The organism is Streptomyces sp. NRRL S-87 (assembly GCF_000719335.1).
In the GTDB taxonomy this organism is placed as follows: Bacteria; Actinomycetota; Actinomycetes; order Streptomycetales; family Streptomycetaceae; genus Streptomyces.
In genome coordinates this window covers 66,373-93,270 of record NZ_JOGB01000029.1, presented here as the reverse complement: position 1 = coordinate 93,270, position 26,898 = coordinate 66,373, and the positions used below count along the sequence as shown (strand labels likewise).

23 protein-coding genes are annotated in these 26,898 nt (G+C 72.7%); 7 read left to right on the top strand and 16 right to left on the bottom strand.

What is annotated here, in order from left to right:
- Positions 1-22: 22 nt before the first annotated feature.
- Both IF43_RS0119880 and IF43_RS0119875 read left to right on the top strand, forming a co-directional pair.
- A complete protein-coding gene (locus tag IF43_RS0119880) occupies positions 23-634 on the top strand; it encodes an SMI1/KNR4 family protein (protein ID WP_030202216.1) in 612 nt (203 codons plus the stop codon).
- Between the two features lie 432 nt (positions 635-1,066).
- Complete coding sequence (locus tag IF43_RS0119875; RefSeq protein ID WP_030202215.1) at positions 1,067-2,356, top strand: extracellular solute-binding protein; 1,290 nt, start codon at positions 1,067-1,069, stop codon at positions 2,354-2,356.
- Between the two features lie 313 nt (positions 2,357-2,669).
- On the opposite strand, the gene IF43_RS0119870 is transcribed toward IF43_RS0119875, so the two are convergent.
- From IF43_RS0119870 to IF43_RS0119830, 9 genes are all read right to left on the bottom strand, one after another.
- On the bottom strand, positions 2,670-3,317 hold the full coding sequence (locus IF43_RS0119870; protein WP_030202213.1) for a hypothetical protein: 648 nt from the start codon (positions 3,315-3,317) through the stop codon (positions 2,670-2,672).
- Between the two features lie 122 nt (positions 3,318-3,439).
- Positions 3,440-3,766, bottom strand: a complete 327-nt coding sequence (locus IF43_RS0119865) for a hypothetical protein (protein WP_030202209.1) — start codon at positions 3,764-3,766, stop codon at positions 3,440-3,442.
- 160 nt (positions 3,767-3,926) lie between these two features.
- The gene (locus IF43_RS0119860) at positions 3,927-4,304 is read right to left on the bottom strand and encodes a hypothetical protein (RefSeq protein WP_030202208.1); all 378 of its coding nucleotides are present in this window, start codon (positions 4,302-4,304) and stop codon (positions 3,927-3,929) included.
- Between the two features lie 120 nt (positions 4,305-4,424).
- Positions 4,425-10,529: a DNRLRE domain-containing protein gene (locus tag IF43_RS0119855; RefSeq protein ID WP_078910299.1), complete on the bottom strand. Its 6,105-nt coding sequence runs from the start codon at positions 10,527-10,529 to the stop codon at positions 4,425-4,427.
- 453 nt (positions 10,530-10,982) lie between these two features.
- Positions 10,983-12,242, bottom strand: coding sequence for a transglycosylase family protein (locus tag IF43_RS43720; RefSeq protein ID WP_051795661.1), 1,260 nt, complete (start codon positions 12,240-12,242; stop codon positions 10,983-10,985).
- A 175-nt stretch (positions 12,243-12,417) separates the two neighbouring features.
- Positions 12,418-14,055, bottom strand: coding sequence for a CHAP domain-containing protein (locus tag IF43_RS42800; RefSeq protein ID WP_030202198.1), 1,638 nt, complete (start codon positions 14,053-14,055; stop codon positions 12,418-12,420).
- Positions 14,056-14,456: 401 nt separating this feature from the next.
- Positions 14,457-14,681 (bottom strand): hypothetical protein, encoded by a 225-nt coding sequence (locus IF43_RS0119840; protein WP_030202195.1) that lies wholly within the window; start codon positions 14,679-14,681, stop codon positions 14,457-14,459.
- A gap of 453 nt (positions 14,682-15,134) precedes the next feature.
- The gene (locus tag IF43_RS40865) at positions 15,135-15,935 is read right to left on the bottom strand and encodes a polysaccharide deacetylase family protein (protein ID WP_030202193.1); all 801 of its coding nucleotides are present in this window, start codon (positions 15,933-15,935) and stop codon (positions 15,135-15,137) included.
- A 1,443-nt stretch (positions 15,936-17,378) separates the two neighbouring features.
- Positions 17,379-17,900 carry a hypothetical protein gene (locus IF43_RS0119830; RefSeq protein WP_051795659.1) on the bottom strand — a complete coding sequence of 174 codons (522 nt, stop codon included), beginning with the start codon at positions 17,898-17,900 and terminating at the stop codon, positions 17,379-17,381.
- Positions 17,901-18,170: 270 nt separating this feature from the next.
- Here IF43_RS0119830 and IF43_RS0119825 point away from each other — a divergent pair, with 270 nt between their 5' ends.
- The 3 genes from IF43_RS0119825 to IF43_RS0119815 all read left to right on the top strand — a co-directional run bounded on the left by IF43_RS0119825 (position 18,171) and on the right by IF43_RS0119815 (position 20,182).
- On the top strand, positions 18,171-19,022 hold the full coding sequence (locus IF43_RS0119825) for a helix-turn-helix transcriptional regulator (RefSeq protein ID WP_030202188.1): 852 nt from the start codon (positions 18,171-18,173) through the stop codon (positions 19,020-19,022).
- A gap of 10 nt (positions 19,023-19,032) precedes the next feature.
- A complete protein-coding gene (locus tag IF43_RS0119820; RefSeq protein ID WP_030202187.1) occupies positions 19,033-19,224 on the top strand; it encodes a hypothetical protein in 192 nt (63 codons plus the stop codon).
- Positions 19,225-19,357: 133 nt separating this feature from the next.
- The gene (locus tag IF43_RS0119815; RefSeq protein ID WP_051795658.1) at positions 19,358-20,182 is read left to right on the top strand and encodes a DUF4239 domain-containing protein; all 825 of its coding nucleotides are present in this window, start codon (positions 19,358-19,360) and stop codon (positions 20,180-20,182) included.
- A 6-nt stretch (positions 20,183-20,188) separates the two neighbouring features.
- On the opposite strand, the gene IF43_RS0119810 is transcribed toward IF43_RS0119815, so the two are convergent.
- Positions 20,189-20,617 carry a nuclear transport factor 2 family protein gene (locus tag IF43_RS0119810; RefSeq protein ID WP_030202185.1) on the bottom strand — a complete coding sequence of 143 codons (429 nt, stop codon included), beginning with the start codon at positions 20,615-20,617 and terminating at the stop codon, positions 20,189-20,191.
- 114 nt (positions 20,618-20,731) lie between these two features.
- Here IF43_RS0119810 and IF43_RS0119805 point away from each other — a divergent pair, with 114 nt between their 5' ends.
- Positions 20,732-21,352: a TetR/AcrR family transcriptional regulator gene (locus IF43_RS0119805; RefSeq protein WP_051795656.1), complete on the top strand. Its 621-nt coding sequence runs from the start codon at positions 20,732-20,734 to the stop codon at positions 21,350-21,352.
- Between the two features lie 144 nt (positions 21,353-21,496).
- Positions 21,497-22,282, top strand: coding sequence for an SDR family oxidoreductase (locus IF43_RS0119800; RefSeq protein ID WP_030202174.1), 786 nt, complete (start codon positions 21,497-21,499; stop codon positions 22,280-22,282).
- An 84-nt stretch (positions 22,283-22,366) separates the two neighbouring features.
- Here IF43_RS0119800 and IF43_RS0119795 read toward each other — a convergent pair whose 3' ends face one another.
- From IF43_RS0119795 to IF43_RS0119775, 6 genes are all read right to left on the bottom strand, one after another.
- Positions 22,367-23,011, bottom strand: coding sequence for an OmpA family protein (locus IF43_RS0119795; protein ID WP_030202170.1), 645 nt, complete (start codon positions 23,009-23,011; stop codon positions 22,367-22,369).
- Positions 23,012-23,015: 4 nt separating this feature from the next.
- Positions 23,016-23,615 carry a hypothetical protein gene (locus IF43_RS42795; RefSeq protein WP_030202167.1) on the bottom strand — a complete coding sequence of 200 codons (600 nt, stop codon included), beginning with the start codon at positions 23,613-23,615 and terminating at the stop codon, positions 23,016-23,018.
- Positions 23,616-23,648: 33 nt separating this feature from the next.
- Positions 23,649-24,227 carry a pilus assembly protein TadG-related protein gene (locus IF43_RS39610; protein ID WP_078910294.1) on the bottom strand — a complete coding sequence of 193 codons (579 nt, stop codon included), beginning with the start codon at positions 24,225-24,227 and terminating at the stop codon, positions 23,649-23,651.
- Entirely contained in the window at positions 24,227-24,460 is a 234-nt protein-coding gene (locus IF43_RS0119785; protein ID WP_030202164.1) for a hypothetical protein, read from the bottom strand. Before IF43_RS0119785 ends, IF43_RS39610 begins: the two co-directional genes overlap by 1 nt.
- 116 nt (positions 24,461-24,576) lie before the next feature.
- Positions 24,577-25,353, bottom strand: coding sequence for a response regulator transcription factor (locus tag IF43_RS0119780; RefSeq protein ID WP_051795655.1), 777 nt, complete (start codon positions 25,351-25,353; stop codon positions 24,577-24,579).
- 37 nt (positions 25,354-25,390) lie between these two features.
- Positions 25,391-26,833 carry a sensor histidine kinase gene (locus IF43_RS0119775; protein ID WP_030202160.1) on the bottom strand — a complete coding sequence of 481 codons (1,443 nt, stop codon included), beginning with the start codon at positions 26,831-26,833 and terminating at the stop codon, positions 25,391-25,393.
- Positions 26,834-26,898: the final 65 nt, after the last annotated feature.

The following is a 26,898-nucleotide window of genomic DNA, read 5'->3' as shown; positions in this document are numbered from 1 at the left end:
GTCAGGGCGTCGGGGAGCGGGGATGGCGAAGAACGCGCAGGTCGAGGCGCTGGAGCGGCTGATGCCCGCGGTGCACGGCGCCGACGAGGAGATCGACTGGACGGCCGCCGAGGCCGCCTGGGGCACCCGCTTCCCCGCCGACTACGTGGCCTTCATGGAGCGCTTCGGTGCGGGCTCGATCAACGGCGAGGCCAGCGTCCTGCTGCCGCTCGCCGCGCACGGCCCCCAGTACGACCCGGACCAGATGGCGGAGGAGACCGCCAACGCCCGCACCACCTGGCACGGGCTCGGCGGGCGGACCGCCTTCGACACCGACCCCGAGCACATCCTCGCCTGGGGCGTCACCGCGGGCGCGGACATACTGTGCTGGCACACCGTGGACCCCGATCCGGACCGCTGGCCGGTGCTCGTCTGCGGCCGCCACACGGCGGAGGAGTTCGCGCTCTACCCGTACGGGATGGCCGAGTTCCTGTGCCGGCTGTTCAAGGACGAGTTCGACCTGAACCCGGTCAGCCTCGTCTTCTGGGACAGCGAGCGCCCCCAGTCCTTCGTGAACTGGCGCGAGGCGCAGCGCCGCTGGCTCGCCGGCCTCAACCCCGAGACGGGCGAGCCGGACCCCTACGCCGGCCGCTGAGCGCAGCCTCCTCCTCCACCGCCACCCCCACCCGGGGCCCTCGCCCCTCGACGCCGTCCGCGCCACCTCGCGCGGGCGGCGTTCCGCGTTCCGCGTGTCGCGTTCCGCATGCCCGTGCGCCGCCGCCCGGATCGCGCCACGCACACCGCCAGTCGCACCGACCGGTCGGTCCGCCGGGCCCTCTCCGCCCCCCGGAAAACGCCCGCGAAGCGGGGTCTACGCGCGTCATAAAAGTCGATCAGATATCGGAAAACACCAGTAGGAATTCGGCCAGTTGGAGCATTGCCCACAACTGCCGCCCCGGGGGATCCATCCGCCCGAACCCCGGGAGAGAATTCCGGCGCAACGGGCCACCGAGGGACACGGCAACCCTGAGCAACCCAAACCGACAAGCAGCAACACGAACCAAAAGGAATTCAGGGGACACCGACCGTGCGACGAAGACTGTTCGGCCCGGCCGCGGCGACCGCCGCGCTCGGCCTGCTCGGCACACTCACACTCACCGGCTGCGGCACGTCCGCCGGAACCGGCAGCGGCACCACGCTCCGGCTCGTCGCCGCCGAATACGGCGACACCGCGGCCACCAGCTCCAAGGCGTACTGGGACGAGGTCACCAAGGCGTTCCACGACCAGAACCCGGACACCTCCGTGGAGGTGAAGCTGCTGCCCTGGACCGACGTGGACCGCGAGGTCACCCGCATGGTCAAGGACGGCGACGCGCCCGACATGGCCCTGATGGGCGCCTACTCGGACTTCGCCGTGGCGGGCGAGCTCTACGGCGCCGACGAGCTGCTGTCGGTCTCCGCCGAGGCCAACTTCCTGCCGCCGCTCTCCGAGGCCGGGTCGATCGGCAGCAGGCTGTACGGCCTCCCGTGGGTCGCCAGCAGCCGGCTCCTCTTCTACAACAAGAGCCTCTTCCGGCAGGCCGGCATCGACGGCACGCCGAAGACCTGGTCCGACCTGAAGGCCGACGCCAAGGCCCTCAAGAGCGCCGGGGTGAAGTACCCGTACGCTCTGCCGCTGGGCCCCGAGGAGGCGCACGCGGAGTCGATGATCTGGGAGCTCTCCAACGGCGGCGGCTGGGCCGACAGCAGCGGCGGCTACAACATCGCCTCCGACGCGAACGTCCAGACGTTCAAGTGGATCCGCGACAACCTCGTGCGCCCGGGCCTGACCGGCCCCGGCGAGCCCGCCGCCTTCAACCGCCAGGACGCCTTCGACGCCTTCCTGCGCGGAGACGTCGGCATGCTCAACGGCTATCCGTCGCTCTCGCACGAGGCCGCCAGGCGCGGAATTTCCGTCGGCGCCATCGAAATGCCCCAGGCGGACTGGCTGGCGGCGAGCGGGGAAACCCCGCCGACGTTCGGCGTGGCCGACTGGATGGTGGCGTTCAAGGAGAACGGAAACCGCGAGCCGATCGGAAGGTTCCTCGATTTCCTCTACGAGGACAAGAACCTCGAGGAGTTCGCGGGCCGCTACCATCTGCTGCCCTCGACCGTCACCGCCGGCCGCGCCTCGAAGGACACGACGGCGGACGGGACCGACGCGCAGTTCCTCACCGCGCTGCGCGGCGCGCAGCTCTACCCGGTGAACTCGCCGTCCTGGCTGAGCGTCAGCGACACCATCAAGCGCAACATCGGGCGCGCCGTCGCCCCCGACGCGGACCCGAAGCGCGTCCTGGAGGACATCGCCGAGAAGGCGCGGTCGGCCGCGCGCGACTGACCGGGCCGGGGCCTCCCCCGTGAGAGACCGGCCGTCCTCCCCCCGTACGACCGGCTTCCCGCCGAGGCACGTCCCTGCCCCTCCCGAGGGTCCTGCGCCCCGCGCGTACGGGACCTTCGACCCCGCCGCGGCCCACCCCCGCCCCGGCACGATGACTGCACGGCGTCGATCCGACGCCCCCGGCGGTCGCCCGCACCGCGCCCACAAGGCGCCGGCGGGGCGATCCGCCGCCCCCCCTCCCCAGCTCCGCCCTCCGCCCTCGCCCTCTCCCCCGTGCCGCCCTGGCCCTCCGCGTCCTCCCCGCGCGCACCGCTCAGCCGAACGCCTTGCGGAGCCGGGCGCAGTCGGAGTCCCAGCGCAGCGTGCCCCGCACCGTCGCCGTCGCGTCGGCGGGACCGTTCCGGGTGATCGACCAGCGCACCGTGTACGCCCCGGAGTCGCAGGCGACGCGGCGGCCCAGCGGGTACACCGCACGGAAGCCGGCGGGCCGGCCGGCCTTCGCCTCGTGGAACTCCGCGACCTTCGCGCCCCGCTCCGAGACCACCGTCGCGTCGAGGGTCACGTCGTGCGTGCCCTTCTTGGCGTCGCCGAGCGAGCTGCCGCGCAGCAGCCGGCCGCTGTAGACGTCGTACGCGAACTCGACCTTCGGCTCGTACGCCAGCGTCGCCGGGTCCGGCGCCGTCCCGCCCCAGTCGGGCGCCTCCTGCGTCGCGGGGCGCTTGCGGGTCTGGAACACGACTCCCGGGTGGAAGCGGAACTGGGCCTCCAGCCGGTGGTGCTCGTCCTTCGTCCATGCGGTGCGCATCGCCTTGTCGCCGCCGGCCGGGTCCTGGGTGTACGCGTCCGGGAGCGGCGCGGCGGCGGTGGCGGTGGCGGCGGTGCCCGCCGCGAGCAGGGCGAGGCCGGCGGCGAGGAGCGGGGCGGCGCGGCGGGTGCGGGTGCCCGTGCGGGGGCTGGTCATGGGGGTCATGCCCGGACAACGCGGGGCGCGGGCCCGCCGGAACTGCGGGGGCCGCCCGTTCACCCGTACGGCCGCCCGATGATCGGAATGTGCCACCGCCGGACACTCCTCGCGAAGCGCTCTCAGGCCTGGCCCGTCTCGAAGCGGCTCACCTGGCCGCCGTCGGTGACGGTGAAGCGCCAGGCGGTGCGCATCTCGCCCCAGGCGTCGTTGCGGTAGTTGACGGTGATCGCCCGGCCGTGGTCGGACTCGGACTGCACGTCCATGTGGCCGTTCGAGTCGAAGATCTCGCGGTCCACCCACTCGTCGAGGTCCCGGTCCGCGCCGTCGTCGGACATCGTGGCCGAGGGCGTGAGCAGCGCCGTGAACGCCTCCTTGTCGTGCGCGTTCACGGCGGTCACGAACTTGGCGACGGTGGGGTCGGTGAGGTTCTTGGGGGCGATGGTCACGGGTGGCTCCTGGGACGTGCTGCGTGCGGACCCACTCAGGGAACACCCCCGGCGGCCCGGCCCCGGCGACCCTCACCCGCCTGACGGACGGTCGGCGTGTTGGAGGGGGTCCCGTCGGTGGCCGCCACCGGCCGTCAGAAGCCCCGCCGGGAAGCGGCCGTCAGAAGCCGAAGTAGGTGGTGGCCCCGGAGACCAGGGTGCCGATGGTGAGGGCGATGGCGGCTCCGGCGAACTCGGCGACGCGCGCGCCACGGGTGCGGAGGACGCCGTGGGCGGCGAGGCCGGCGCTGATCGGGACGGAAAGGGCCCTGAACTCGTCGAGGCCGAGGTGCAGGGACCTGCCGGTGGCCAGCGCGCCGAGGACGAAGCCGAGGACGGCGGCGATGACCGCGGGAGCGGAGAAGTACAGGCGGGGGCGGCGGTCCCGGGGCGTCCGCTTGCGGGACGCCCGTACGAGGAGGACCAGGAAGGTCGCGACGATGAGGACGGCGGCCATCAGGGCGACGGTGCCGGCGGCCTGCCAGAAGCCGGGGGACATGGGGGATTTCCCTTCGGTGGGAGAGGGGCGGGCGGTACGGGGACCCGCGGGCCGCGGGTCCCCGTACCGTTCTCACGCGTCGGTGGCGGGCCGCCCGGTCAGTGCCGGGCGGCCGTCACGTCAGTGGAAGGCGTCCCAGCAGTCCTCCTGGACCGACGAGAAGCCCATGAGCACGCCGAACGCGGTGTACAGGCCGGCACCGACATGGCGGGCGGTCTGCCACCACCTGCGCCTGGGGGTGTTGCGCAGCGCCTTGATCATGTTCCACATGCGCTTGAAGCCGACCCGGCGGATGATGCGCACCGCCTGGCGGATCTTGTACGCCTTCATCAGCCAGCCGACGCCGCCGGCCCACATGGCGACCTCGATGATGGCCCAGGCGCACTTGGCGATCTTCCACCAGGTGCTCTCCGACCACCACCACTTGCCACCGAGGTCGTACATCGTGACGGGGTCGGCCGGGTAGCCGTAGGCGTTCGCACCTCCCTCGGCGGCCGGGTCGGCCTGCAGGAACCGACCGGTGGCCGGGTCGTACAGGCGGGCGCCCATCAGCGTCAGGCCGGAGAGCGTGTCGCCGGACCGCTGCTGGCTGCCCAGCCAGTCGTAGCGGGCGGGCTTGCTGCCGGCACGGGTGTTGCCGTACTCGTCCGTGTCGAGGACGGTGGGCGCGACCGAGGTGTCCAGCGGCAGCTGCAGGGAGACGTCACCGTGGATGTCACTGAGCTGCAGCACCGTGTTGCCGGTCTTGCTCGTGGTGGCCGCGAGGCCGCCGCCGAGCGAGTCGACGTTGCGGGTGACCGTTCCGGTGGCGGAGTCCTCCAGGACCCAGCTGGGCCGGTCGCAGCCGCAGTCGTAGTGGTTGACCTTCGACTGGGTCTGGGTCCACGTGCCGCCGCTGTTGGACTCGACCGTCCAGGAGCGGATGCGCTGGGAGCCGTCGAGCTTCCAGGTCTGGCGCTGGCTGCCCAGCGTCTCCTGGTAGACCCGGTCGTTGGTGTAGTAGCCGAGGGCCACGCCGCCGGGCTTGGCGGTGGTGCGGCCGAAGGCGTCGTACACGTAGCCGGCGGTGGACTGCCGGTCGGCGCTGTCGTACGTGGTGGAGGTGGTGGTGCCCCCGCTGGTCGGGCAGTCCGCACCCGGGGTGCCGGTGGCCGTGGTCAGCGAGGTCCGGTTGGACCGGCCGTCGAACGCGTACGTGCGCTTGGTGCAGACCGTCTCGGCGGTGTCCTCCACCGAGGTGAGCCGGCCGACGGCGTCGTAGCCGTAGACCTGCTCGGAGTCCTGCGCGTCCGTGGTCACCTGGCCGTGGATGGAGCGGCTGGTGGTGTCGGACTGGACCAGGACGCCGTCGCTGTCACGGGTGTACGCGCGCTCGACGGGCGTGCCCGTCGGGTCGAAGGACTGCTTGAGCGTGTAGCCGCCCGGCAGCTGCTCCGACACCAGGGCACCGTCCGCGTCGTAGGAGGCGGTGAAGGTGCCGGCCACGGAGTCCACGGCCTTGGTGACCAGACCGCGCGGCTCGGCCGCGTGGTCGTAGGTGTAGGTCACCGAGGACGGAACGCTGTTCGACGTCTTGACCTTCCGGCCCAGGAGGTCGTACTCCGTGGTGGTCGTACCACCGTCGGCGTCGGTGTACGAGGTCGGACGGCCGAGCTTGTCGTAGACGGTGGTGAGGGTGCCGCCCGTGGGCGAGACCGTCCTGGTCTCACGACCGGTGGCCGGGTCGTACTCGGCGGTCGTCGCCGGGGTGGCCTGTCCGAGGCCGCCGGTGGTCGACACCGAGGCGACGCGGCCCGCCGCGTCCGTGGTCGTGGTGGTGGTGCGCGTCGTGGCCCCGGAGGTCTCCGTGACCTTCGACGTGATGCCCCACCAGTCGTACTCGAACGTCTTCACCGGCAGCGTGGTCGGGTTGGACCCGCCCCCGGTGACGGCTCCGGCCGGGCCGGTGGAGCAGATCATGTCCGCCCACTCCGGACGTCCCTGGCAGGCGCCGGTACCGGTCGCCGACCAGTAGGTGGTGACCTTCGTGGTGGCGTCGGTGCCGGTGCCGCCGGGCTGGATGACCTTGGTCACGCGGCCCTGGGCGTCGTACTCCGTGGTGGTGGTGAGCGCCAGGCCCGCCGGGTCCTCGATCGTCTTGACCGGCAGGCCCTTGGCCCAGTCGTACTGGGTCTCGACGGTCCGGGCCTCACCCTGGACGGTCGGGTGCTCGCGCACCTGGGCACCGGTGGTCACGTGCGTGACCTGGTCCTTGACGACCGCGCTGCCGTCGGTGGGCCGGCCCTCGTCGTACGAGGTGACCTTCCACGAGCGGGCGGTGACCGGGGTACCGGCGGCGACCAGGGTGGTGGCGCCGGACTTCAGGTCGGCCGTCAGGTCGATCCGGCGCAGCGGACCGAACTCCTCGAGCTCGCGGGTGCCGCGGGCGTCGTAGACCGTGCTCGTGGAGAGCAGGTCGGCGCGCTCCGCCTCGGTGAGCTGGGCGATGCCGAGCCCGGTGCGGGCGGCGACGGCGGCCGCCGAGGTGCCGATGGCCACCTCGCGGTTCGCCGCGGTCAGCTCGCGGACGGTGTTGCCGAAGCGGTCGTACTCGGTGGTGGTGATGTCGCCACCGGGCTCGGCCTTGTCGACGGTGCGGCCCGAGGTCCCCATGTAGTGGACGGTGGCGCGGGTGTAGGCGCCCGCGGTGAGCGTGCCGCCGTCGTTGGAGGACGGGACCGAGTCGGCCGGGAAGACGGCCGTCGCGTCGCTCGGGGCGTCGGTCTGGGCCCAGCGCTTCACGTCGGCGGTGCCGAGCTGGTACGGGGCGGCGGCGCCGGACAGCGGGACGTCGTAGACCAGGGTGGTCACGGCGTTGCCCTCGACGACGTCGGTGGTGCCCTGCTTCAGGCCGGCGCGGGAGACGTTGAGCAGCATGCCGTCACCGGCCGCGCTGCTCGACCCGGCCTTGCCGTAGGTGAAGTTCCAGGCCAGCTCGCCGGGGGGCGTGAGCTTGGTGACCCGGCCCGCGGCGTCGTAGTCGTACGCAGTCTTCACGGCCGGCGTGATCTGGGTGTCCCAGGTCTCGCGCAGGCGGCCGCTGTCGTCGTACGCGTAGCTCTGCACGGTCTTGGCCGTGGCGGCGGCGGCGCCGGACGCGGTCGACCAGAGCTTGATCTCCTTGACCTGGTTGACGAAGTCACCGAAGGCGCCGGAGGTGGCGGTGGTCGCCGTCGCGTAGACGTACTCGAGGACGCGGCAGCCCTTGGTGGACGGGTTCGCCTTGCAGGCCGCGACGGTGGTCGCGGAGGTCGGGGCGAAGACCCGCACCGGGCGCGCCAGCTGCTTGCCGCCCACGGTGACCGTGCTCGACTCGACGGTCGACGTGGAGTCGGACTGGCCCTGGTTGCCGGTGCTGCTGAGCTGCCACGTGGTGGCGCCGGCCGGCTTGGTGAACGCCGTGGTGACGCCCTCCGAGTCGGTCAGGGTGAACGAGCCGGTGACCGAGCCGGTCAGGGTCAGCGTCTCCGAGCCGGGCTCGGGGATCCACCCGGTCTGTCCCGCGTCGGCGGTGAAGTGGATGGGCGTGCCGTCCGAGGTGACGACGTCCACCGCGGTCGCGGACAGCTGCTGGACGAAGGCGTAGTCGGAACCGGTGAGCTCGGCGGGCGTACCGGCGACCCACTCCTTGCCGAAGATGGGCAGCTGGCCCTCCTGCACGGCACCCGGGGTGCGCGAGGAGGCGGACCGCTCCACGGACAGGCCCTGGCTCTTCACGTCGGCCTCGGTGAGGGTGTAGTCACCCGTCAGGAGGTTGACGGAACCGGGGCCGACCGTCTCGGTGGCGGCGACACCGGCGTTGCGGTCGACGACCACGGCCAGCGGGTCGGTGCTGCCGGCGGCGGCGTTGGGGCCGGTGAAGTCGGCCTTGATCTCGATGCTGCCGTCCGGGTCGACGGTGTCGGTGGCGTTCCACGTCAGCGCCGGGCTCTTGCCGCCGGTGAGGGCGACGGGCCAGGCGGTCAGGGCGGTGCCGCCCTGGGTGACGTCACCGGCCGGGACCGGGGTCCAGGCGTCGGCGGCGGAACGGCGCCACGAGAACGACACCGCGTCGTACTTGGAGGCGTCGGCCTCCGCGACGAGCGGGAGACGGCGCGCGGTGCGGGTGCCCTCGGCGGGCTGGACGAATCCGCCGGGGCCCGCGTGGAAGGCGTACTCCAGGGGCTCCGACTTGTTGTCCGCCTTGTCGACGGAGCGGACCTGGAGGGTGTGGTTGCCGTCCCGCGGCGGGGTGACGGTGACGGCCTTGGCGCCGGCGGTGCCGCCGGTGGCGACCTTGGTCCACGTCACGCCGTCGAGGGACCACTCCAGCCAGTTGTGGTCGGCCGCGGGCGGGGTGACGTTGAAGACGCCCGCCTGGCCGCCGCCCTTGACCCAGGCGTTCGACGGGTAGTCCGTCGAGGTGATCGCCGTGGGGGCCGAGGGGGCCGAGGTGTCCACCGTGAAGTTCTTCCAGGCGGACCAGCCCAGGTTGTAGTGCGTGCCGTCGTACGGCGAGGTGCGGAACTTGTACGTCTTGCCGTTGGTCAGCACACCGGCCGGCACGGTCACCGAGGCGACCTGGCCGGAGGGGGTCCACGGCGAGACCAGGTAGGTGCCCACCTGCGTGTCGGTCACCGCGTCCCGGATCTCGAAGGTGCCGTTGACCTTGTCACCGTTGGGGTCGACGAAGGTGTCGCGCAGGGTCGGCGTGGCGGTGTTGACCACGTAGCTGCCGCTGTACGAGAAGTACGGCGGGCCCGCCTCCTGCTTGGTGCCGGTGCGGGGCCGGTAGTTGTACGTCACGACGAGCTTGGGCGGGTTGCTCGCGGCGTTCGCGGAGTTCACGCGCTTCCACTGCGCGGTCACCGACTCGTCGGTGGCGCGCAGGCCCATGCCGGAGGTGGCGGCCTTGGCCGAGGCCCACTCCTGGACCAGCGTGGAGACGTTGGCGTTGATCCAGCCGTCCGGGGCGGAGGTGCAACCCGGGTTGCCCTTGGTCTCCGTGGACGTCGCCTTCTTCGCCGTCCAGGCCGGCTGGGCGGTCCAACGGGACGCGGTGGACGCCTTGCCCGCCGACCAGACCTCCCACGGGTAGGCCACGCAGTCGGTGTTGCCGGAGTGGAAGTTCCACAGGCTCAGCGTCGCGCTGGTGACCAGCGCGTCGGAGATCGGCGCGGTGTTCCAGGTGATGAAGGAGCGCGCGGTGCGGAACGTGCCGTCGGCGTTCTTCGTGCCCGGGTTGCCGAGGTCCAGCTCGGTGTCGGTCGACCAGTCGACGGTCTCGCCCTGCTGGACGTAGGTGTCGAAGACGTTGCCGAGCGACGCGGTGGACGGATCGACGGTCACCGGGTAGCGGGTGGCCGGGTCGGCCAGGAACTTCGCGTCCGGGGTGATGACGAGGTCGATGGTGCCGCCGTGGCGGACGACCTTCATCTGCGCCTTCGCGCGGTGCGCGGACTCGCCGGAGACCTTGTCGACGCTCGCGTCCCACATGACGGGCGCGGGCATGACGGCCTGCTTCTTGTTCTTCTTGTCGAGGAAGAGCAGGCTGCCGTCGCCCTGCTGCTCGACCTTCAGGCCCTTGGCCTTCAGCGGCAGCGTGTAGGTGTAGCCCTCGGCGGCGGGGCGCTTGTTGATGCGGACGTACTGCTCGAAGCCGGTGCGGGTGGCCTCGACGACCAGGTCGCCGTCGGGGACGGCGTTCTCGTACGTGGCCCGGTTGTCGTCGAGCTTCGGGGCCGGCAGGCCGCCCTTCCACTGGAGCGTGACCTGCTGGTCGCCCTCGCCGAGGGTCACCAGGTCGCGCGCGGCGGCGACAGCGTTGTCGGAGAGCCGGGCAAGCTTCCTGCCGCCCGGCGCGCCGAGCCGCAGGCGGTGCGGGTGGGCCTTGGGCTCGACGGAGCCGTCCGGGTTGGCGGCGAGGTCGAGGTCGACCTGGCGCCAGTCCCCGGTGAAGGCGTCGCGGAAACGGACCGGGCCGGCGGTGAGTTCGGTGGTGAGGTCGCCGTCGGGGTTGACCCAGGTCGTCGACGTCTCGGTGCGCTCCGCGAGCGCCTCGACGCGCTTGCCCGACAGACGGGCGGCGATCCTCGCGGAGGGGACGTCGGGGGCGGTGGTGGGGGTACTCGGGCGGTCCGGCCCGGCGTCGCGCGTACGGTCGGCGGCGACGGCGGCCTCGGCCCCGTACAGGACCGAGGTGGACATGACGAGGGCGAGTCCCGCGGCTATCGCGGGGATCCCTCGTGTCCGGCGGCGCCGCGGCAGTGCGCGGTCGCGGGCGCGGCCCGCGAAGGGGGTGTTCACATGTCTCCTATTCCGGACCGCGGGCGGCCCGGGGTCGGCGGGGCACGGCCCTCGACAAGCGGAGGGCGTCCTCGCGATTTGCATAGGTGACGTGGAACATAATCGAAAAAGATCACAGGTAAAGGGGGAGTAAACATGAAGATCGGGGGCGGAATGAGACATTCCAGATCACGTTGATCGAGTGCCGTGCGTCACATCCAGGAACCGACGGCCCCTCAAACCCCTCCGCAGCAACGGCGCCGGCCTCCACTCCGGAGGGAGGGAGGCCGGCAACGGTCGGGCAGGGGACGGTCAGGCTGTCGGGGGCGTCAGGTGGTCGGGCGGCCGCGTGGCCGGGGGCGGGCGGCCGGCAGGTCAGGCGGTGGCGGTCGGGAGCTTCGCGGTGAAGGCGGTCGGGACGGCGACCACGTCGTCGAAGCTGAGCTTGCCGGGGCCGAACTGGTCGGCGGTCATGGCCTTCTTCCTGCCCCCGACGACCTGCCACACGGTGTTGCTGTCGGGGGACAGGAGCATCGTGCCGTCCACCGGGGCGGCCTTCGCCGCGGCGGCCTTCAGGTACTCGCCGGGCGCCTGCTCGAGGGTGCGCTTGTCGTAGCCGAGGCCCGTGTAGTCCGCGTACGTCAGCGGTACCGCCACCCCGCCCGCCATCACGTACACCGTCGGGTCGGCGTCCGCGGCCTTGACGATCGTGCCGTTGCCGATCTGACGGGCGGCGGCCGCGTGCAGCCAGTCACCCGGGACGCCCATCAGGGTCCGCGTGTTGTAGCCGTTCGCGGTCCACTCGGCGGCCGAGATGTGCAGGGCGGCGCCCCCCAGCATGACGTAGCGGGCCGGGTCGGTGCCGGACTGGTCCATGACCACGCGGCCGTTGTTGACGGTGCGCTGGACGGCGGCCTGCAGCCAGGCGGTCGGGACGCCCATGTCGGCGCGCCGGTCGTAGCCGTCGGCGGTCCAGTCGGCCGCCGAGATCGGCAGCGCGGCACCGTCGATGACGACGTAGCGGGCGGCGCCGCCCGCCTGGTCGTGGACGACCGTACCGGCCGGGGGCGCGCTGGGCAGGGCGCGGAAGGCCCCGTCCTCGATCAGCACGATCTTGCTGAGGTCGTACTTGTCGGGGGCGACGTCGGAGCCCGCGACCGGGACGCCGGAACCGGAGACCATCACCTTCACCTCGGGCCCGTTCGGGGACTTCACGAGCGTGCCGTCGGGGAGCGAGGCGGGGTTGGGGTAGCTCGGGCCCGCCGGGTACGGGTCGGTGTGGTCGGAGCCGAGGTGGGCGGCGGGGCCGCAGGACGGCCAGGCGCCCTCGCCCTGGCCGGCCAGGATCTTCTCGCCGGTGAGGATCTGCTGCTGCTTGGTGGCCAGGTCGGGGCGGGAGGCGTACGCCGTGCCGCCGAAGGAGCGCCAGGTCGACAGCGAGATCTGCAGGCCGCCGTAGTAGCCGTTCCCGGTGTTGATGCTCCAGTTCCCACTGGCCTCGCACTGGGCGACCTTGTCCCAGGTGGCCACGGAGGCGGCGGCGGCCTCGGTGGTGGTCAGGAGCGGGGCGGCCAGGGCGAGCAGGGCGGCGGCGGTGACGGCGAGCGCGGACTTCTGGCGGGCGGCGGAGCGCATGGTGGATCCCTCGGGCAGGTGCGGGCGGTGGTCTGCGGGGCCGGGCCGGGCGCCGGGCCGGACCCGGGCCGCCCGCCCGGGGAGGGGCGGGCGGGCGGCTCGGGGGCGGCGCCTCGGGCGGTGTCCCGGGCCGGGCCTGGGGGGTGCCCCGGAGCGGGGCCGGGGCGGGCGGGGCTCAGCCGGTGACGGTCGGGAACTTCGCGGTGAAGGCGGTCGGGACGCTGACCACGTCGTCGCGGTTGAGCTTGCCCGGGCCGAACTGGTCAGCGGTCAGGGCCTTCTTCTTGCCGCCGACGACCTGCCACACCGTGGTGCTGTCGGGCGAGAGCAGCATCGTGCCGTCCACCGGAGCGGCCTTCGCCATGGCCGCCTTCAGGAACTCGCCCGGGGCCAGCTCGAGCGTGCGCTTGTCGTAACCCAGGCCGGTGAAGTCCGCGTACGTCAGCGGAACGGCCACCCCGCCCGCCATCACGGACACGGTCGCGTCGGTGCCCGAGGAGTCCTTCACGATGGTCCCGTTGGCGACCTGCCTACCCGCGGCGGCGGCCATCCACGTACCCGGGACGCCCATCTCGGCCTGGGTGTTGTAGCCGTTCGCCGTCCACTCCGACGCCGAGATGTGCACGGCCGCGCCGCCCACCATCACGTAGCGGGACGGGTCGGTACCCGACTGGTTCATGATCACGGTGCCGGCCTGCAGCGTCTTGGCGACGGCACCCTTCAGCCACTCGCCCGGGACGCCCATCAGCATCTGGGTGTTGTAGCCGTCCTCGGTCCACTCGGAGGCCGAGATGTGCAGCGCCGTGCCGTTCACCATCACGTAGCGGGCGGGGTCGGTGCCGGTCTGGTCCATCACGACGGTGCCGGTCGGTACGGTGCGCTGCGCCGCGGCCTTCAGCCAGGCGGTCGGGACGCCCATGTCGGGGCGCTGGTTGTAGCCGGCCGGGACCCAGTCGTCGCCACCGATCTGGAGGGCGGCGTTGTCGATGATCACGTAGCGGGCGGCGCCGCCCGCCTGGTCGTGGACGACCGTACCGGCCGGGGGCGCGCTCGGCAGGGCGCGGAAGGCCGCGTCGTCCACCAGCACGAGCTTGCTGAGGTCGTAGTTGTCGGGCGTGACGTCGGAGGCCGCGACCGGGACGCCGGCTCCGGAGATCATCACCTTCACCTCGGGGCCGTTCGGGGACTTCACGAGCGTGCCGCTGGGGAGCGAGGCGGGGTTGGGGTACTGGGGGTTGGTGGTGCCGGCCGGGGAGATGTAGCCGCTGATGCGCTGGCCCCACGGCGACTGGCCGACCCGCCAGTAGGGGGTGGAGTTCGTGGAGACGTGGCCCGGGTAACCGCCCTGGTTGCCGCCGGTGATGGTGACCGTGTCGCCGCTGACGCCGGTGACGACGGCCACGTGGTCGGCGTAGTCGCCGCCGTTGTAGTTGTAGACGACCGCGTCGCCGACGTGCGGGGTGCTCGAGAGGGTGCCGTACTTCTTGCCGTAGTCCATGAAGCTGGCGGCCCGGTCGTCCAGGGTGGCCAGGCCGGTGACGCCGTTGCGGGCCCAGACCCAGCCGGCGAAGTCGGCGCACCAGGCGTGGGTACGGGTCGTGCCGCCGGTGCAGCTGCTGGACTGGTTGGGGCCGCCGACGTAACCGCCGTGGGCGCAGTAGCCGTTGCCGTTCTCGGCCTTGGCCGTGGCCGCGATGCCGTCGGTGAGCGGCGAGGCGGTGGCCGGGGTGGCCACGACCGCGGTGAGCACGGAGACGGCCAGGGCGGAGGCGGAGGTGAGGCGGATCGCGGCGGTCTTGAGGTTCTTGGACATGGCGTGGCTCCTGGAGGCAGGACGGAGTAAGAGCAGGTCTGGTGGGTGCCGCGCGGGGCGCGGCCGGCCTGTCGAAGGCCGAAGACTGGGGGCGGCCGTGCCGGTTCGGGTCGGGCCGTGGTGGCCGTGTCGGGACCCGTGTCGAGGCCGTGTTCGGGGACGGCTGCCCTGCAGGCGCAGCAGTCGGACGGCGGCACGGACGCGCGGGGCGCCGGTGGGGCGCGGCGCGGGAGGCGCGGGTGGAGCGGGGCGCGGAGGGCGCCTGGTGGGCCGGGCGCTGAAGGCGCCTTGGGGGCCGGGCGCGGAAGGCGCCTGGTGGGGCGGTGCGGCGGGCGCGGGGGAAGGCCTCGCGCGGAGGGCGCCGCTGGAGGGGACGGCCGGCGGGTGGCGGCCTGGCCGGGTTACTCCCAGACGGTGGTGGCCTGGGGCTTGGTGGCCTTGCCGGTGGTGGCGGTCTCCCACACGGTGGTGGGCTTCGGCTTGCCGGTGGTGGCGGTCTCCCACACGGTGGTGGCGGTGGTGCGGGTGTGCTGGTCGGCGGTGGCGTGGGCGGCCAGGGCGGGGACGAGGGCGGCGAGGGCGAAGGCGGCGACCGCGGCGGCCTGGGCGATACGGGTGCGGAACATGGGAGTGGCCCTTTTCCTGGAGTCGGTCGGACGCTTCCGGCACGGGGTGCGCCGTCGCGTTCACTGCGTCGTCGGCCCGGTTCCACGTCCCGCGGTGACGTCTCTCCGGTCCTTCCGGCGGGCTTCGCTTCGCTCGTCCCTGCCGTTGATCAATAGCTTCGTCGCAGCTCAGGGCAGGCGGAAGGGCATCCGGCTGGACGGAACCGGCGGTGGACGCTTGCGGTCAGCGGGGCCGGTCCGGGGCCGGATCCGGCCGCGCGGACGCGCAGCGAGAGGGGCCACCGGCGGGCGTTCCGCACCCGACGCGCGCGCAGTGGACGAACTAGGCCTATCCGACAGGGAGTTGACCTGCGCGAGGGGACGAGAAGAGCCCGGGCGGCGTCACAGGGACGCCGCCCGGGCGGAAGGTCGTACGGGAGCCGGGCGCACGGCCCGGGTCCGAAAGCGGCCGGCCTAGCGCCGGACCGGGAAGGCCGTGGCGCGGCCCTGGTCCTTGAGCCAGGCCAGGACGCGGTCGAGGGCGGTGACGGTCTGGGTGCGGTCGCCGCCGCCGTCGTGGAAGAGGACCGTCCCTCCCGAGGAGGGGAGTTCGCGCTGGACGGTGCGCAGGATCGCGTCGGCGCCGGGGCGTTCGAAGTCCTTGGTGTCCACGTTCCAGCCCAGGGGGCGCATGCCGTGGGCGGCGGCGATGCGGCGGCTGTCCGGCGTGAAGGCGCCGCCCGGGGCGCGGTAGTACTCGACCTCGGCCGTGCCGCCGGCGGCCTGTGCGATCAGGCGCTGGGCGTCCAGGATCTCCTTCTGCTGGTAGGCGACCGGCTTCTTGTCCATGCGGACGTCGTGGGACATGGTGTGGTCGCAGAGCCGGTGGCCCTCGGCGACCACCTTGCGGACCAGGTCCGGGTGCGCGGCGGCCTGCGGGCCGATCATGCAGAAGACCGCCTTGACGTGGTGCTCGCGCAGCACGTCGAGGACCCGCGGCGTCCAGGTCGGGTCCGGTCCGTCGTCGATGGTGATGGTGATGGCCGTGCCGCCCCCCTCCGGGGCGTGGGCGATGTCCTCCGGCACGCGGGCCACGGGCGGCGCGGCCGGCGGGGCCGCCGCCTTGACGGGAGGCTTGCGGTGGCCCGTGACGGGTGCGGCCGCCTCGCGGCCGCGCTCCGTGGCGGTCAGTTCGGCCGCGCCCCACACCGCCAGGCTGAGGCAGGCCGCCGAGGCCAGGACCGCGAGCTGGGCCCGGTACCTGAACTTGCGTATCCGCGCTCCCGGGGCGGGGCTGCCGCCCTCGGCGGCCCGTGCCGGGCCCGGCACGAGGGCGAGGGGAGCCTCCTCTGCCGGCACGTCGGCGTCGTCGGCGGCGGCGCCGGCGACGGTGAAGGTGACGGGCACGGAGGCCACGCCGTTCGCGGGGGCGGAGGCCGCGTCCCTCGCGGGCGCTTCCCTCTCGGCGGGCTCAGGGGCCACGTCGTCCGTCGGTGCGGAGGCTGCGCCCTTGGCCCACGAGGGGGCCGCTTTCTTCCGGGCGGCCGTCGCCCGCTCGGCGGGCGCTGGGCGGACCCCCTCGGCGGGCCCAGGGGCGGCCTCGGCAGGTACTGCGGCGGCACCCCCGGCAGGCGCAGTGGCGGCACCCTTCTTCAGCGCGAGGGTCGCGTCCTTCGGCACGGCGGAGGCGGCGCCCTTGGTGAGCGTGAGGGTCACGTCCTTGGACGGGGCGGAGCCCGCGCCTTTGGGCGGGGCGCCCTTGGCGTCCTGGGTCCCCTTGGCGCCCGTGGCGCCCTTGGCGTCCTGGGTGCCCTTGCTGCCCTTGGCGAGCGTGAGCGTCGCGTCCTTCGGCGGGGCAGCGTCCGCGGCGCCCGCGGGGGCGGCACCCTTGCGCGGGCCGGAGGCCGCGCCCTTGGCGAGCGTGACGGTCGCGTCCTTGGACGGGGTGACGCCCGCGGGGGCGGCACCCTTGGGCGCGGCGGAGGCGGCACCCTTCGCGAGCGTGAGGGTCGCTTCCTTCGGCGGACCGGCGTCCGCGGCAGCGGCGGCGGTATCCGCGGGGCCGACGCCCTTGGACGCGGGGGAGGCAGCACCCTTCATCAGCGTGACGGTGTCGTCCTTCGCCGCTGCAGCGCCCGCGGGGGCGCCTTTGCGCGGGACGGAGGCAGCGACCTTGGAGAGCTTGACGGTCTCGTCCTTCGACGGCGTACGGCCCGCGGGACCGACGTCCTTGGACGCGGCGGAGGCGGCACCCTTCGCCAGAGCAAGGGTCGCGTCCTCGACGGGCGCGGCCACGTCCGGGGCGGCAGCACCCGGCGCGGCAGCACCCGTGTCGTCGGCATCCGGGGCGGGGCCGGACGAGGCGGGCGTGGGCGGGTTGTCCTCCGCCCGGGCCTCGGGACCGGCGGGAGCCGGTTCCGAAGGTACGGACGGCGGCTGCGACGGTTCGGCAGCGGGCCCGGACGGCTGCTGCGGTACGCGGTGGTTCACCCCGGTCGTCGCCCGGGGATTCTTCGGCATCTTCATCGGTCGGCTCCTCCCGCTTGCCATGACGTCATCTCCAAGCGGGAGGTTGCGCCGGTATTTGATCGTTCTGTGACAACTCGGACACCCTCAGGACCAAGGCCCTCGGGCGGCACCGCCGAACGGCCCGCCCCCCTGGGGCCACGTGCCCCGTGAAGCTGTCGGAGTAACAAGAACCACATCTCACGCGGAGGTTCAATCCGGTTGGCCGTTTCCGTACGCACCGGCGCCGACACCCGGCAGCACCGCCCACGAGCGCGTCCCGCCGCCCGGCTCCCGGGACTCCCCGAAACCCCAGTCCCCACCGCACTCCCGGACGACGATGGACAGCAGCCGCAGGGCGGATCGGCGCCGGGCGTCGCAGGCCGCCGCGATGCGCGGGTGGGTGTGCGGGGCGTGGGAGTCGTACACGATGAGCCGCAGCGCCTCGTCCCGGTACCGGACGGACAGATAGAGGTCCTCCCCCGGGTTGAGGTGGCAGGCGGCGGCGACCAGTTCGCCGGTGCACTGCACGGCGGCCGGCACGAGCGGTTCGAGCGCGTGCGCGTACAGCGCGGCCCGCACGGTGTTGCGGGCGATGCGCCCGCTGCAGGGCTCGCCGGGCATGGTGAGCGAGCAGGAGAGCAGTTCGGGCGGCGGGGGCGCGAACCGCACCGGCGCGGGCGGCGAGACCGGGCAGCCGGCACGGCGGGCGGCGGGCAGGAAGGGGCTGAGCATCGCGAACTCCCTTGAATACGAGGCGTATACGGCAGACGTGCCGGAGGGTGAGCGGCGAGGTTCGATGCGCACGAATGGCTACGCGGGGCGGGTGGGGTGGTTGTGGCTTGTCGGCGGGGTCATGGGCATACCCCTCCCGATGCACTTCAACTCCCGTGCGTGAGCGGTGCATTACCGAATGTAGACCGTCAGGTGGTCTTTATGCCACTCACTGTGTGGACATGAGCCAACTCATCGCTCCGGGGTTGACGTACCGGGCAGACTGCGTGCATGGCCCAGAGGACTTCGCCGACGGAACGTCAGAGGCGGCTCGGTGCTGAGCTGCGCAAGGCAAGGGTGGCCGCGGGCGTCTCCGCCGAGTCGGCCGCGGGGCTGCTCGGCGTGGACCGCGGCAAGATCTCCGCCATCGAGTCGGGCACCCGCGCCATCAGCGAGGAGCGGCTCCGAACGCTCATGTGCCACTGCGACTGCGCGGACGCGGCCTATGTCGACGAGTTGGTCAGGATGGCCGCGCCCAAACAACGGGGCTGGTGGGAGCGGTACCGGGGGCTGCTGTCGGCGGCCGTGCTCGACATCGCGGAGCTGGAGGCCCATGCGGTGCGCGTACGGCACTCGCACACCGTCCACATCCCCGGCCTGCTCCAGACCAGCGACCACGCGCTCGCCGTGTTCCGGTGCGTCCTGCCGGCCCTGCCCGAGCACGAGGTGGCCATGCGCCTGGCCCACCGGCTGGAGCGGCAGCAGGTCCTCGAAGGCGTCGGAGCTCCGCAGTACACCGGAGTCGTGCACGAGGCCGCGCTGCGGATGCGGTTCGGCGGCCCGGAAGTGGTGCGGGCACAACTGGAGTACCTGCTGCACATGACCGACCGGGACAACGTCGAGCTCCGCGTGCTGCCGTTCACGGCCGGCGGCTTCCCCGGCGCCGGGCACACGGTGAACTACGTGGAGTCCCGGGTGCCGCAGCTCGACACCGTCCAGCTGGACAGCAACCACGGGCCGGAGTTCCTGCACGGCGAGAACCAGCTCGCGAAATACCGCGCCCATCTCGACGTGTTGGAGAAGCTGTCGCTGTCCCCCGAACGGTCACGCGATTTCATCCGCGACCTGGCCCGGCACCTCTGAGGAGACGACCATGGCTGACATCATCTGGGAAGACGCATTCTGCGGGGAGGGCGCGAGCTGCTTCCGGCTGGGCACGGACGCCGACGGGAACGGCTACGTCGCGATAGCCGGCGCCGAGCAGAACCACCTCACCGACTCCGCGGAGGCCCTGCGCCAGATGATCCGGGACATCAAGGCCGGCAAGGCCGACCACCTGCTGTAGGCGGGGGGCACGGCGGACGGGTGTGGGGCCGTTGGGCCGTTGGGCGTAACGGGGGTTCCCGGGAGATCACGGACGTGGTGGGGTCGGGCCGCGACAGGGAACGACCGACCACCGACCCGGGGCCGCCGCACTCATGCTCACCGCGATCACCGTCGTCATCATGGCCGCCGCGCTCGCGGTCGGCCTGTGCGCCAACCAGCTCCGCCGCCGACGCCACGCGGCTGACGGATCGGACGACGAAGAGGCCTCGGTCAGCGACCTGATCAGCCCGCTGGAGACACTGGCGGTGCTGCTGGTGGCGTTCGTGATCGTCGTGGCGGCCGAGTCGTACGGAGCCGCCGGCTCGGCCGTCGGGGCCGAGGCGCACCGCCTGGACCAGTTGTACGAGGTGGCCGACTACGCCCCCGAGCCGCAGCGCGAGCGGCTGCAGGGGGCCGCGGTCTGCTACGCGCGGGCCATCATGACGTACGAGTGGCCGGCGATGGTCGACGAGGGCCGGAAGGCCCCCGAGGCGTCGGTGTGGTCCACGGACTTCCGCCGGCACTTCAAGGACCTCGCGCGCAAGGACGCCAACACCTTCCAGCTGCTCGTCGAGACCGACGACGACCGCTCGGTGGCGCGCCAGACGCGGCTGTCGGAGGCGATGCCGGCGATCCCGTCCGTTGTCTACTGGTTCATGGTGCTGTCGCTGGCGGCGACGGTCGGGGCGTTCGCGTTCGGGCTGCCGCGGCAGCGCGGGCCCTCGCACCTCGTGCTCCTCGTGGTGCTGGCCGGGCTCTTCACGGGCTCGCTGCTGCTGATCGAGGACATCGACCGGCCGTTCTCCGGGCAGATCGCGATCACCAGCGAGGCGATGGCCGACACGGCCGCCGACATCGGCGAGGACTTCACCCACGACCATCCGGGCCGGCCGCTGCCCTGCGACGCGCAGGGCGTCCGCACCCGAGCCGCCGTCTAGCTCTAGCTACAGCTGGCGGAGGCGGCGCTCGGACTCCTCGATGGGGACGTCGTTGATGCTGGCCTCGCGGCGGCTCATGAGGCCGTCGCGGGCGAACTCCCACTGCTCGTTGCCGTGGCTGCGGTACCACTGGCCGGCCGTGTCGTGCCATTCGTACTCGAAGCGCACCGAGATGCGGTTGCCGGTGTACGACCAGAGCTCCTTGCGGAGCCGGTAGTCCAGCTCCCGGTTCCACTTCTCTCGCAGGAAGTCGCGGATCTCGGCCCGGCCGGTGAGGAAGCGGTCGCGGTTGCGCCAGACGGAGTCCTCCGAGTACGCGAGCGCGACGCGCTCGGGGTCGCGGGTGTTCCAGGCGTCCTCGGCGGCCTGGACCTTCGCGCGGGCGGTGGCCTCGGTGAACGGGGGCAGGATCGGGGCCGGACGGGCCTGGCTCATGAAGGGCTCCTGAAGGCGACGGGTGCGGCACGGACAAGGGGGAGAACGAGCGTTCTCCACCGACTCCCCGCACCCTAGAGAACGCTCGTTCTCGACGCAAGGGAGAATGCCCCCATGGCACACACCCCCAGCACACCGAACCCGGACCCGGACCCGGACGCGCAGGCCCGGGCGCTCCTGCTCGACGCCGCGGAGGAGCTCTTCTACGCCCACGGCATCCAGGCCGTCGGCATGGACCGGGTGCGGGAGCGGTCCGGGGTCCCGCTCAAGCGGCTCTACCGGGTCTTCCCGTCCAAGGAAGCGCTCGTGGCGGCGTACCTGGAACGGCGCGACCGGCGCTGGATCGACGACCTCACCGCATACGTCACGGCCCTGCCCGAGCCGCGGGAGCGGGTCCTGGGGGTCTTCGACTGGCTGGGCGGCTGGTTCGCCGAGCCGGGCTTCCGCGGGTGCGCCTTCCTCAACGCCTTCGGCGAGCTGGGCGAGGCCTCGGAGCCGGTCGCCGTCGTCGTACGCGCCCACAAGGCCCGGCTGCACGCCCTCCTGGCCCGGCTCGCGGAGGCCGCCGGGGGCCCGCCCGAGCTGGCCGACCAACTGGTGCTGCTCGTCGAAGGAGCGACGGTACGGGCCGCACTGGCCACCGGGGACGCCCCGCCGACCGCCCCGGCCACCACCGCCCGCGGCCTGGCGGCGGCGATCCTCGCGCCGCGGACGGGGGCCGGCACGACCGGATGAGGGCCCCGTCGCGGCGACCCGCACGACCGGGTGACGGCCCCGGCGCACCGCCCTGTCACATCTCCCGCCCCCGCTCCGTCAGGGAAGCAGGACGCAAGGAGACGCAGGCGGCACGCACCTGCGGAACACGCGAAGGGGACGGCCATGGAGAACACGAGGACCACCGCACCGATCCTCGTCACCGGCGGGACCGGGACGCTCGGGGCGCACGTGCTGCCCCTGCTGCGGGCGGCCGGGCGGAACGTGCGCGTGCTGTCGCGCCGGGCCCGCCCGGACGCCGACGGGGTGGAGTACGTGGCCGTGGACCTGCTCACCGGCGAGGGACTCGACGCGGCGCTCGCGGGGGTGGAGACCGTACTGCACCTGGCGGGCGGCGTGAAGGACGACGACCGGGTGGCCCGGAACCTGGTCTCCGCCGCGGAGCGGGCCGGGGTGCGGCACCTGGTGTACATCTCGGTGATCGGGACGGACGCGGTGCCGCTGGCGTGGTTCCGTACGCAGCGCGAGGCGGAGCGGATCGTCACCGGGGCCGCGATCCCGTGGACCGTGCTGCGCGCGGCGCAGTTCCACGACCTGGTGCTGACCGTCGCGGAGAAGATGGCGAAGCTGCCGGTGGTACCGGTGCCCGGCGGGGTACGGCTGGAGCCGGTGGACGCGCGCGAGGTCGCGCAGCGGCTGGTGGAACTGGCCCTCGGCGAGCCCGCCGGCCGGGTCGCCGACCTCGCGGGGCCGCGGGTGTACGGGCTCGGGGAACTGGTGGCCGGGTACGCGGCGGCGAGCGGCCGGAAGCGGCGGCCCCAGCTCGGGGTCCGGATGCCGGGCAGGGCGGGCAAGGCGTACCGGGCGGGCGACAACCTGGCCACGGTGAACGGCAGCGAGCGGGGGCGGCGGACGTGGGAGGCGTTCCTGGCGGAGCGGGTCGCCGGCTGAGCCGGCCCTCCGGGCACGGAAGCGGCCCCGCCGGAAGGGTGGTGGCGGGGCCGCGTCACGGGGGCGTGTGGGGGGTCTGCCGGGCTACTGGCCACTCTCCCCGCGCGGGAAGGTGATCTCGACGCGGCGGTTCTTGCGCCGGCCCTCCTCCGTGGCGTTGTCGGCGATGGGGTAGTCCTCGCTGTAGCCGCGGATGTCGAAGGTGATTCCGGGGTCGACGGTCTTGGCGAGCTCGCGCTGGACGGCGTCGGCGCGCTGCTTGGAGAGCGTCTTGCCGTGCTCGTAGCTGCCGAGGTTGTCGGTGAAGCCGAAGACGCGGACCTTGGTGGCGTGCTGGCGGTTGATCTCGTCGGCGATGGCCCGGATGCGGGCGTTGGCCTGGGCGTTGAGCACGGCGCTGTCCTTGCCGAAGAGCACCTCGGCCTGGAGGGCGAACATGACGGACTCGTTGGTGTCCTGCCGCCGCTCCTCACCGCCGAGGTCCTCGACGACCTGCGCGATGTCCAGCACCTTGGGCGGCGCGAGCGTGGCCCCCTGCGGGAGCTTCAGCCCGGGCGAGTTCGAGTCGATCGGCACCGGCGCGGTGGCGGACGGCTCGGTCCCGGGCGGGACGCTCGGATTGTCGTCGGCGTACGCGGTGCCGGCCCCGACCCCGGCCCCTGCGAACACGAGCACCGCCGCCACGGCCGTCACGGCCGCCAGCGTCGGGCGCTTGGTGGTCTCGGTCATGGCGTCACCCGGAGATCTTGATGGTCGCCGTGGCGAAGGTGGGGAGGGTGAAGTCGACTTCTTGGGTGCCTTCGGGGGGTGCGGGGAACTGGACGAAGAAATTGCTGGTCTTGCCCGGCACCAAGACGCCCAGACCGGTCGTGCAGAGGCAGCGTCCATCGGTGTCTCGAAGCGTGTAATAACGCTTCTTCCCCACCTTGTCGATCAGCGTAGCCCCTGCCACCGAGTTCGGGTTCTTGGCAAGGACGTCTGTTTCGGTCCCTGCCCAGTGGACCGTGTTAACAGCCTCGCCGCCATTGTTTGTGATCGTCCCGCTCACCGTGACGAAGCCACCCGCATCCCGCTTGGCTTCGCTCACGATGAGCACGGCGCCGCCCGAACCTCTCACCTCTGCAAGCTTCGCGCTCTCCTCTGGCTGCGCACTCTCGGTCGGCTCATCTGCCTGCCTGGTGGTCTGGCGTGGCGCTTTTGACGACGCTTTGGAATCGTTTGGCTCGCCACCACCGCCATCATCACCGCAACCGGACACTGCGAGAGCCAATGCAGCCGCCATGGCAATAGCTGCCGCCCCCCGACGGGCCTTCGTGGTGTACCGAGTGCTCATATGTGCCGCTTCCTTGTCTCGTTCGCTGGGCTGTCAGTCGACCAAGCGCACATCGAACAGCGTTCTAGCCAAAGTGCGCCAAGGGTCCAGGTGAGAGGGATCAAGGGAAATCAGACGACGACCCTTACACGTGATGTCGAAGGGCTTTTGTGGGTCGTCCCAGGTGGCTATTTCGCAGCGAGGCTTGATCTCAGCTGATGCACCCGCTGTAGCCCGCACATCCGTCACCTTGGGGTTGCCGATACCTTCGCTGGCCCGTACCCGAACAGCGAAGACAGCGCCGACGCCGCAACTGGTCAGAGAGGCGCCGTTGGCTTTGGCGAACGTCTCAGCCGCAGCGCAGGAATTGGCCGTGTTGAAGGCCCCACCCTCCAGCAGCCGCTCCCAGTCGTCACGCTGGAGCAGGCTCAGATCCCATCCCGAGGCCAGCTCGTCCCGCGCCGCTTGCGCCGCCGCCAACGCTGCTGCGTCAGCTGCTCCTTGAGTCTCATTGCGCCTTGCGCCTGCCTGTCCGATGGCGAAGAACGCGATGACAGCAAAGAGCAGGCCCCCCATCATCCATGCGTACATGGGGAAGGCCTGCCCTCGATCGCTGCGGAAGCAGCGAGGCATCAGCCAGACGCGATCGAGTTGACGAGCCCGGAGATACGGCTGCTGATCGCCCCACCAATACCCGTAGCCATGATCGCGCCGATGATCGCGACCACCACCAGGATGATCCCCAGGTACTCGAACGCCGTCTGGCCGCGGTCCGAGGCTGAGTAGCGCCGGCGGATCTTCGCGGCGGCGGTGTTCGCCCAGCCGTTCACGCGCACCGTCGCCTTGAGCATCGTGTCGTTCGACATGCGATTCCCCTCCCGGTAGGTCCGTGACCGCAGCACCGTAGGACCGGCCGGAGGGAGCTGCGGAGGGTCCCTGGGCCCACGTGCGGGCCCAAAGCCGGGCGCGGAGCGGGCGGCGGTCAGACATGGCCCACCCCCGGGCGGGCCGTGCCGAGCCAGAGGGCTATCGCCTCGCTGCGGCTGGCGGTGTGGAGCTTGGCGAAGATGCGGTTGATGTGGTTCTTCACCGTCTTCTCGCTGATGAAGCAGGTGGCGGCGATCTGCTGGTTGCTCATCCCGGTCGCGATCAGCTCCATGATCTCCACCTCCCTCGAACTCAGCCCGTGGTCCGCATGGTTGTGCGCACGTTCAGAAGAGCGTGCCACAAGAGGTTGCGTTTGCGAAGAGGTTCGGCGATGAATTCCGGGTTGCGGCGGGAGGGCCGGGAGGACGCCCCCCAGGCCATCCGGGAGCGGTCCCGGCGCACCCGGCATCGAGCGGGCTTGCGCGAGCAACGCCGTCGCCGCCGACGGGGTCAGGTGGGCGCGGCCCTCGCGGACGTCGCGGACGGCCCGGAGCAGCTCCTCGGCGCTGAACTCGCCGTGCACCAGGTAGCCGCCCGCGCCCAGCCGCAGCGCCTCGCGCACGATCTCGTCCTCGCTGCTGTACGTCAGCATCATCACCGGCGCGACGTCCACCAGGTACGGCAGCGCGGAGATGCCGTCCATGCCGGGCATCCGGACGTCGAGCAGGACGACGTCCGGGCGGCGGAGCCGTGCGAGTCGGACGGCCTCGTGGCCGTCGACGGCCTCCGCGACGACCTCGATGTCGTCGCGGCCGCCGAGCAGCACGGTCAGGCCCGCCCGTACGACGGGGTTGTCGTCGGCGATCAGGATTCTCAGTGCCGGTTCCGGCATGCTGCGGCCTCCTCTCCGAGGGTTGGGTACACGGATTTCACGGGTCGGCACGGGTGAACGCCGCCACGGGCAGGTCCAGGCGCACCTCGGTGCCGGAGGCGGTGCGGCCGCGCCCGATGCGGATGCGCGCGCCTATGGCAGCGGCGCGCTCGACCATGCCGACCAGGCCGAAGTGGCCGGCCGTGCGGAGGGCTTCGAGGGTGGTGCCGGGGGGCAGGCCGCGGCCGTCGTCCAGGACGCCGACGCGGAGCAGGCCCTCGACGACGCCCGCCTCGACCACCACCTGCCGGGGTTCGGCGTGGCGGTGGGCGTTCTCCAGGGCCTCGGCGGTGACGGTGAGGATCTCGCGCGCCACGGGACGCGGGATCGGGGGGAGTGCGCCAGCTCCGGTCGGGCGGAAGTCGGTGGGGATGCCGGTACGGGCGGCGAAGTCGCGTACCCGGGCGTCCAGTTCCGCGGCGAGGTCGACACCGGCGGTCGACGGGTCCTCGCGGCGCAGGTCCGCCAGGAGCTCGCGGGACTCGGCGGCGGCGCGGCGGGCGGAGCGTGCCACGAGTTCGGCCTGCTGCTGCAGGACCTGCGGGTCAAGGGGCGCGGCGGAGGCGGAGGCGGAGGCGGCCAGGCCGTCCGCGGCGAGGGCCAGGCCGTGCAGGGTCTTGGCGACCGAGTCGTGCATCTCCCGTGCCAGCCGGGCGCGTTCGGCCCCGATGGCCTCGGTCACGGCGAGCCGGGCCCGGGTCTCGGTCAGGGCCTGGCTCGCGGCGCCGAAGCGGAAGAGGAGGTTGCGCAGGGCGACCCCCACCGCGCCGGCCACCAGGCACAGGCAGGCCAGCGTCACCATGCCGGTCACCGAGCCGCGGACGGCGGGTTCGGCCTTGAACACCGCCGCGACGATCACCGCCTGGGCGGCCGCGTAGAGGGCCGAGCCGCGCCACCCGTACACCAGGCCGGCCAGCAGGGGCGTGCACACGGTCACGAAGCCGAGCGGCGACTCGGGGGTGGCGGAGATGAGCAGCAGGCTGCCGAGGAGCATGTCCACGGCGAGCACCCAGCGGTGCCGGAGCAGGTACGGGCCGAACCGCTCCCAGTCGCGGAAGAGGACGTACGAGCCCATGAACGTGACCAGCACCGACCCCGCCACCAGCCACGTCGCCGCGCCCGGCGCCGCCCGGCCCAGGGCGAACGGGGTGCCGAGGGCGATCATCGCCAGCCGGAAGCCGAAGACCTGCCGGCACAGCGCCTGGAGCGCGTTGACCTGGAGCGGCAGCGCCGGGGCCGGGTCCTGCCGGACCTGGCCCGCGGCCAGCGGCCCGCCGACCGCGACCGCCTCGCGCAGCGGCCCGCCCAACTGGAGGGCGGGAGCGGCCCCACCGCTGGGGTACGCCGCTCCGGAGGTGGTCCCCGAGCCCGAGGCCGCCCCCGGACCGGACGCCGTCCCCGCACCGGAAGCCCCCCTCCCCTCGGCCCTCCGGAAGGTCATCGCCGCACCACCAACACCCAGGCCCGCGCCCACGCCCACACCCACGCCCACACCCACACCGGCCA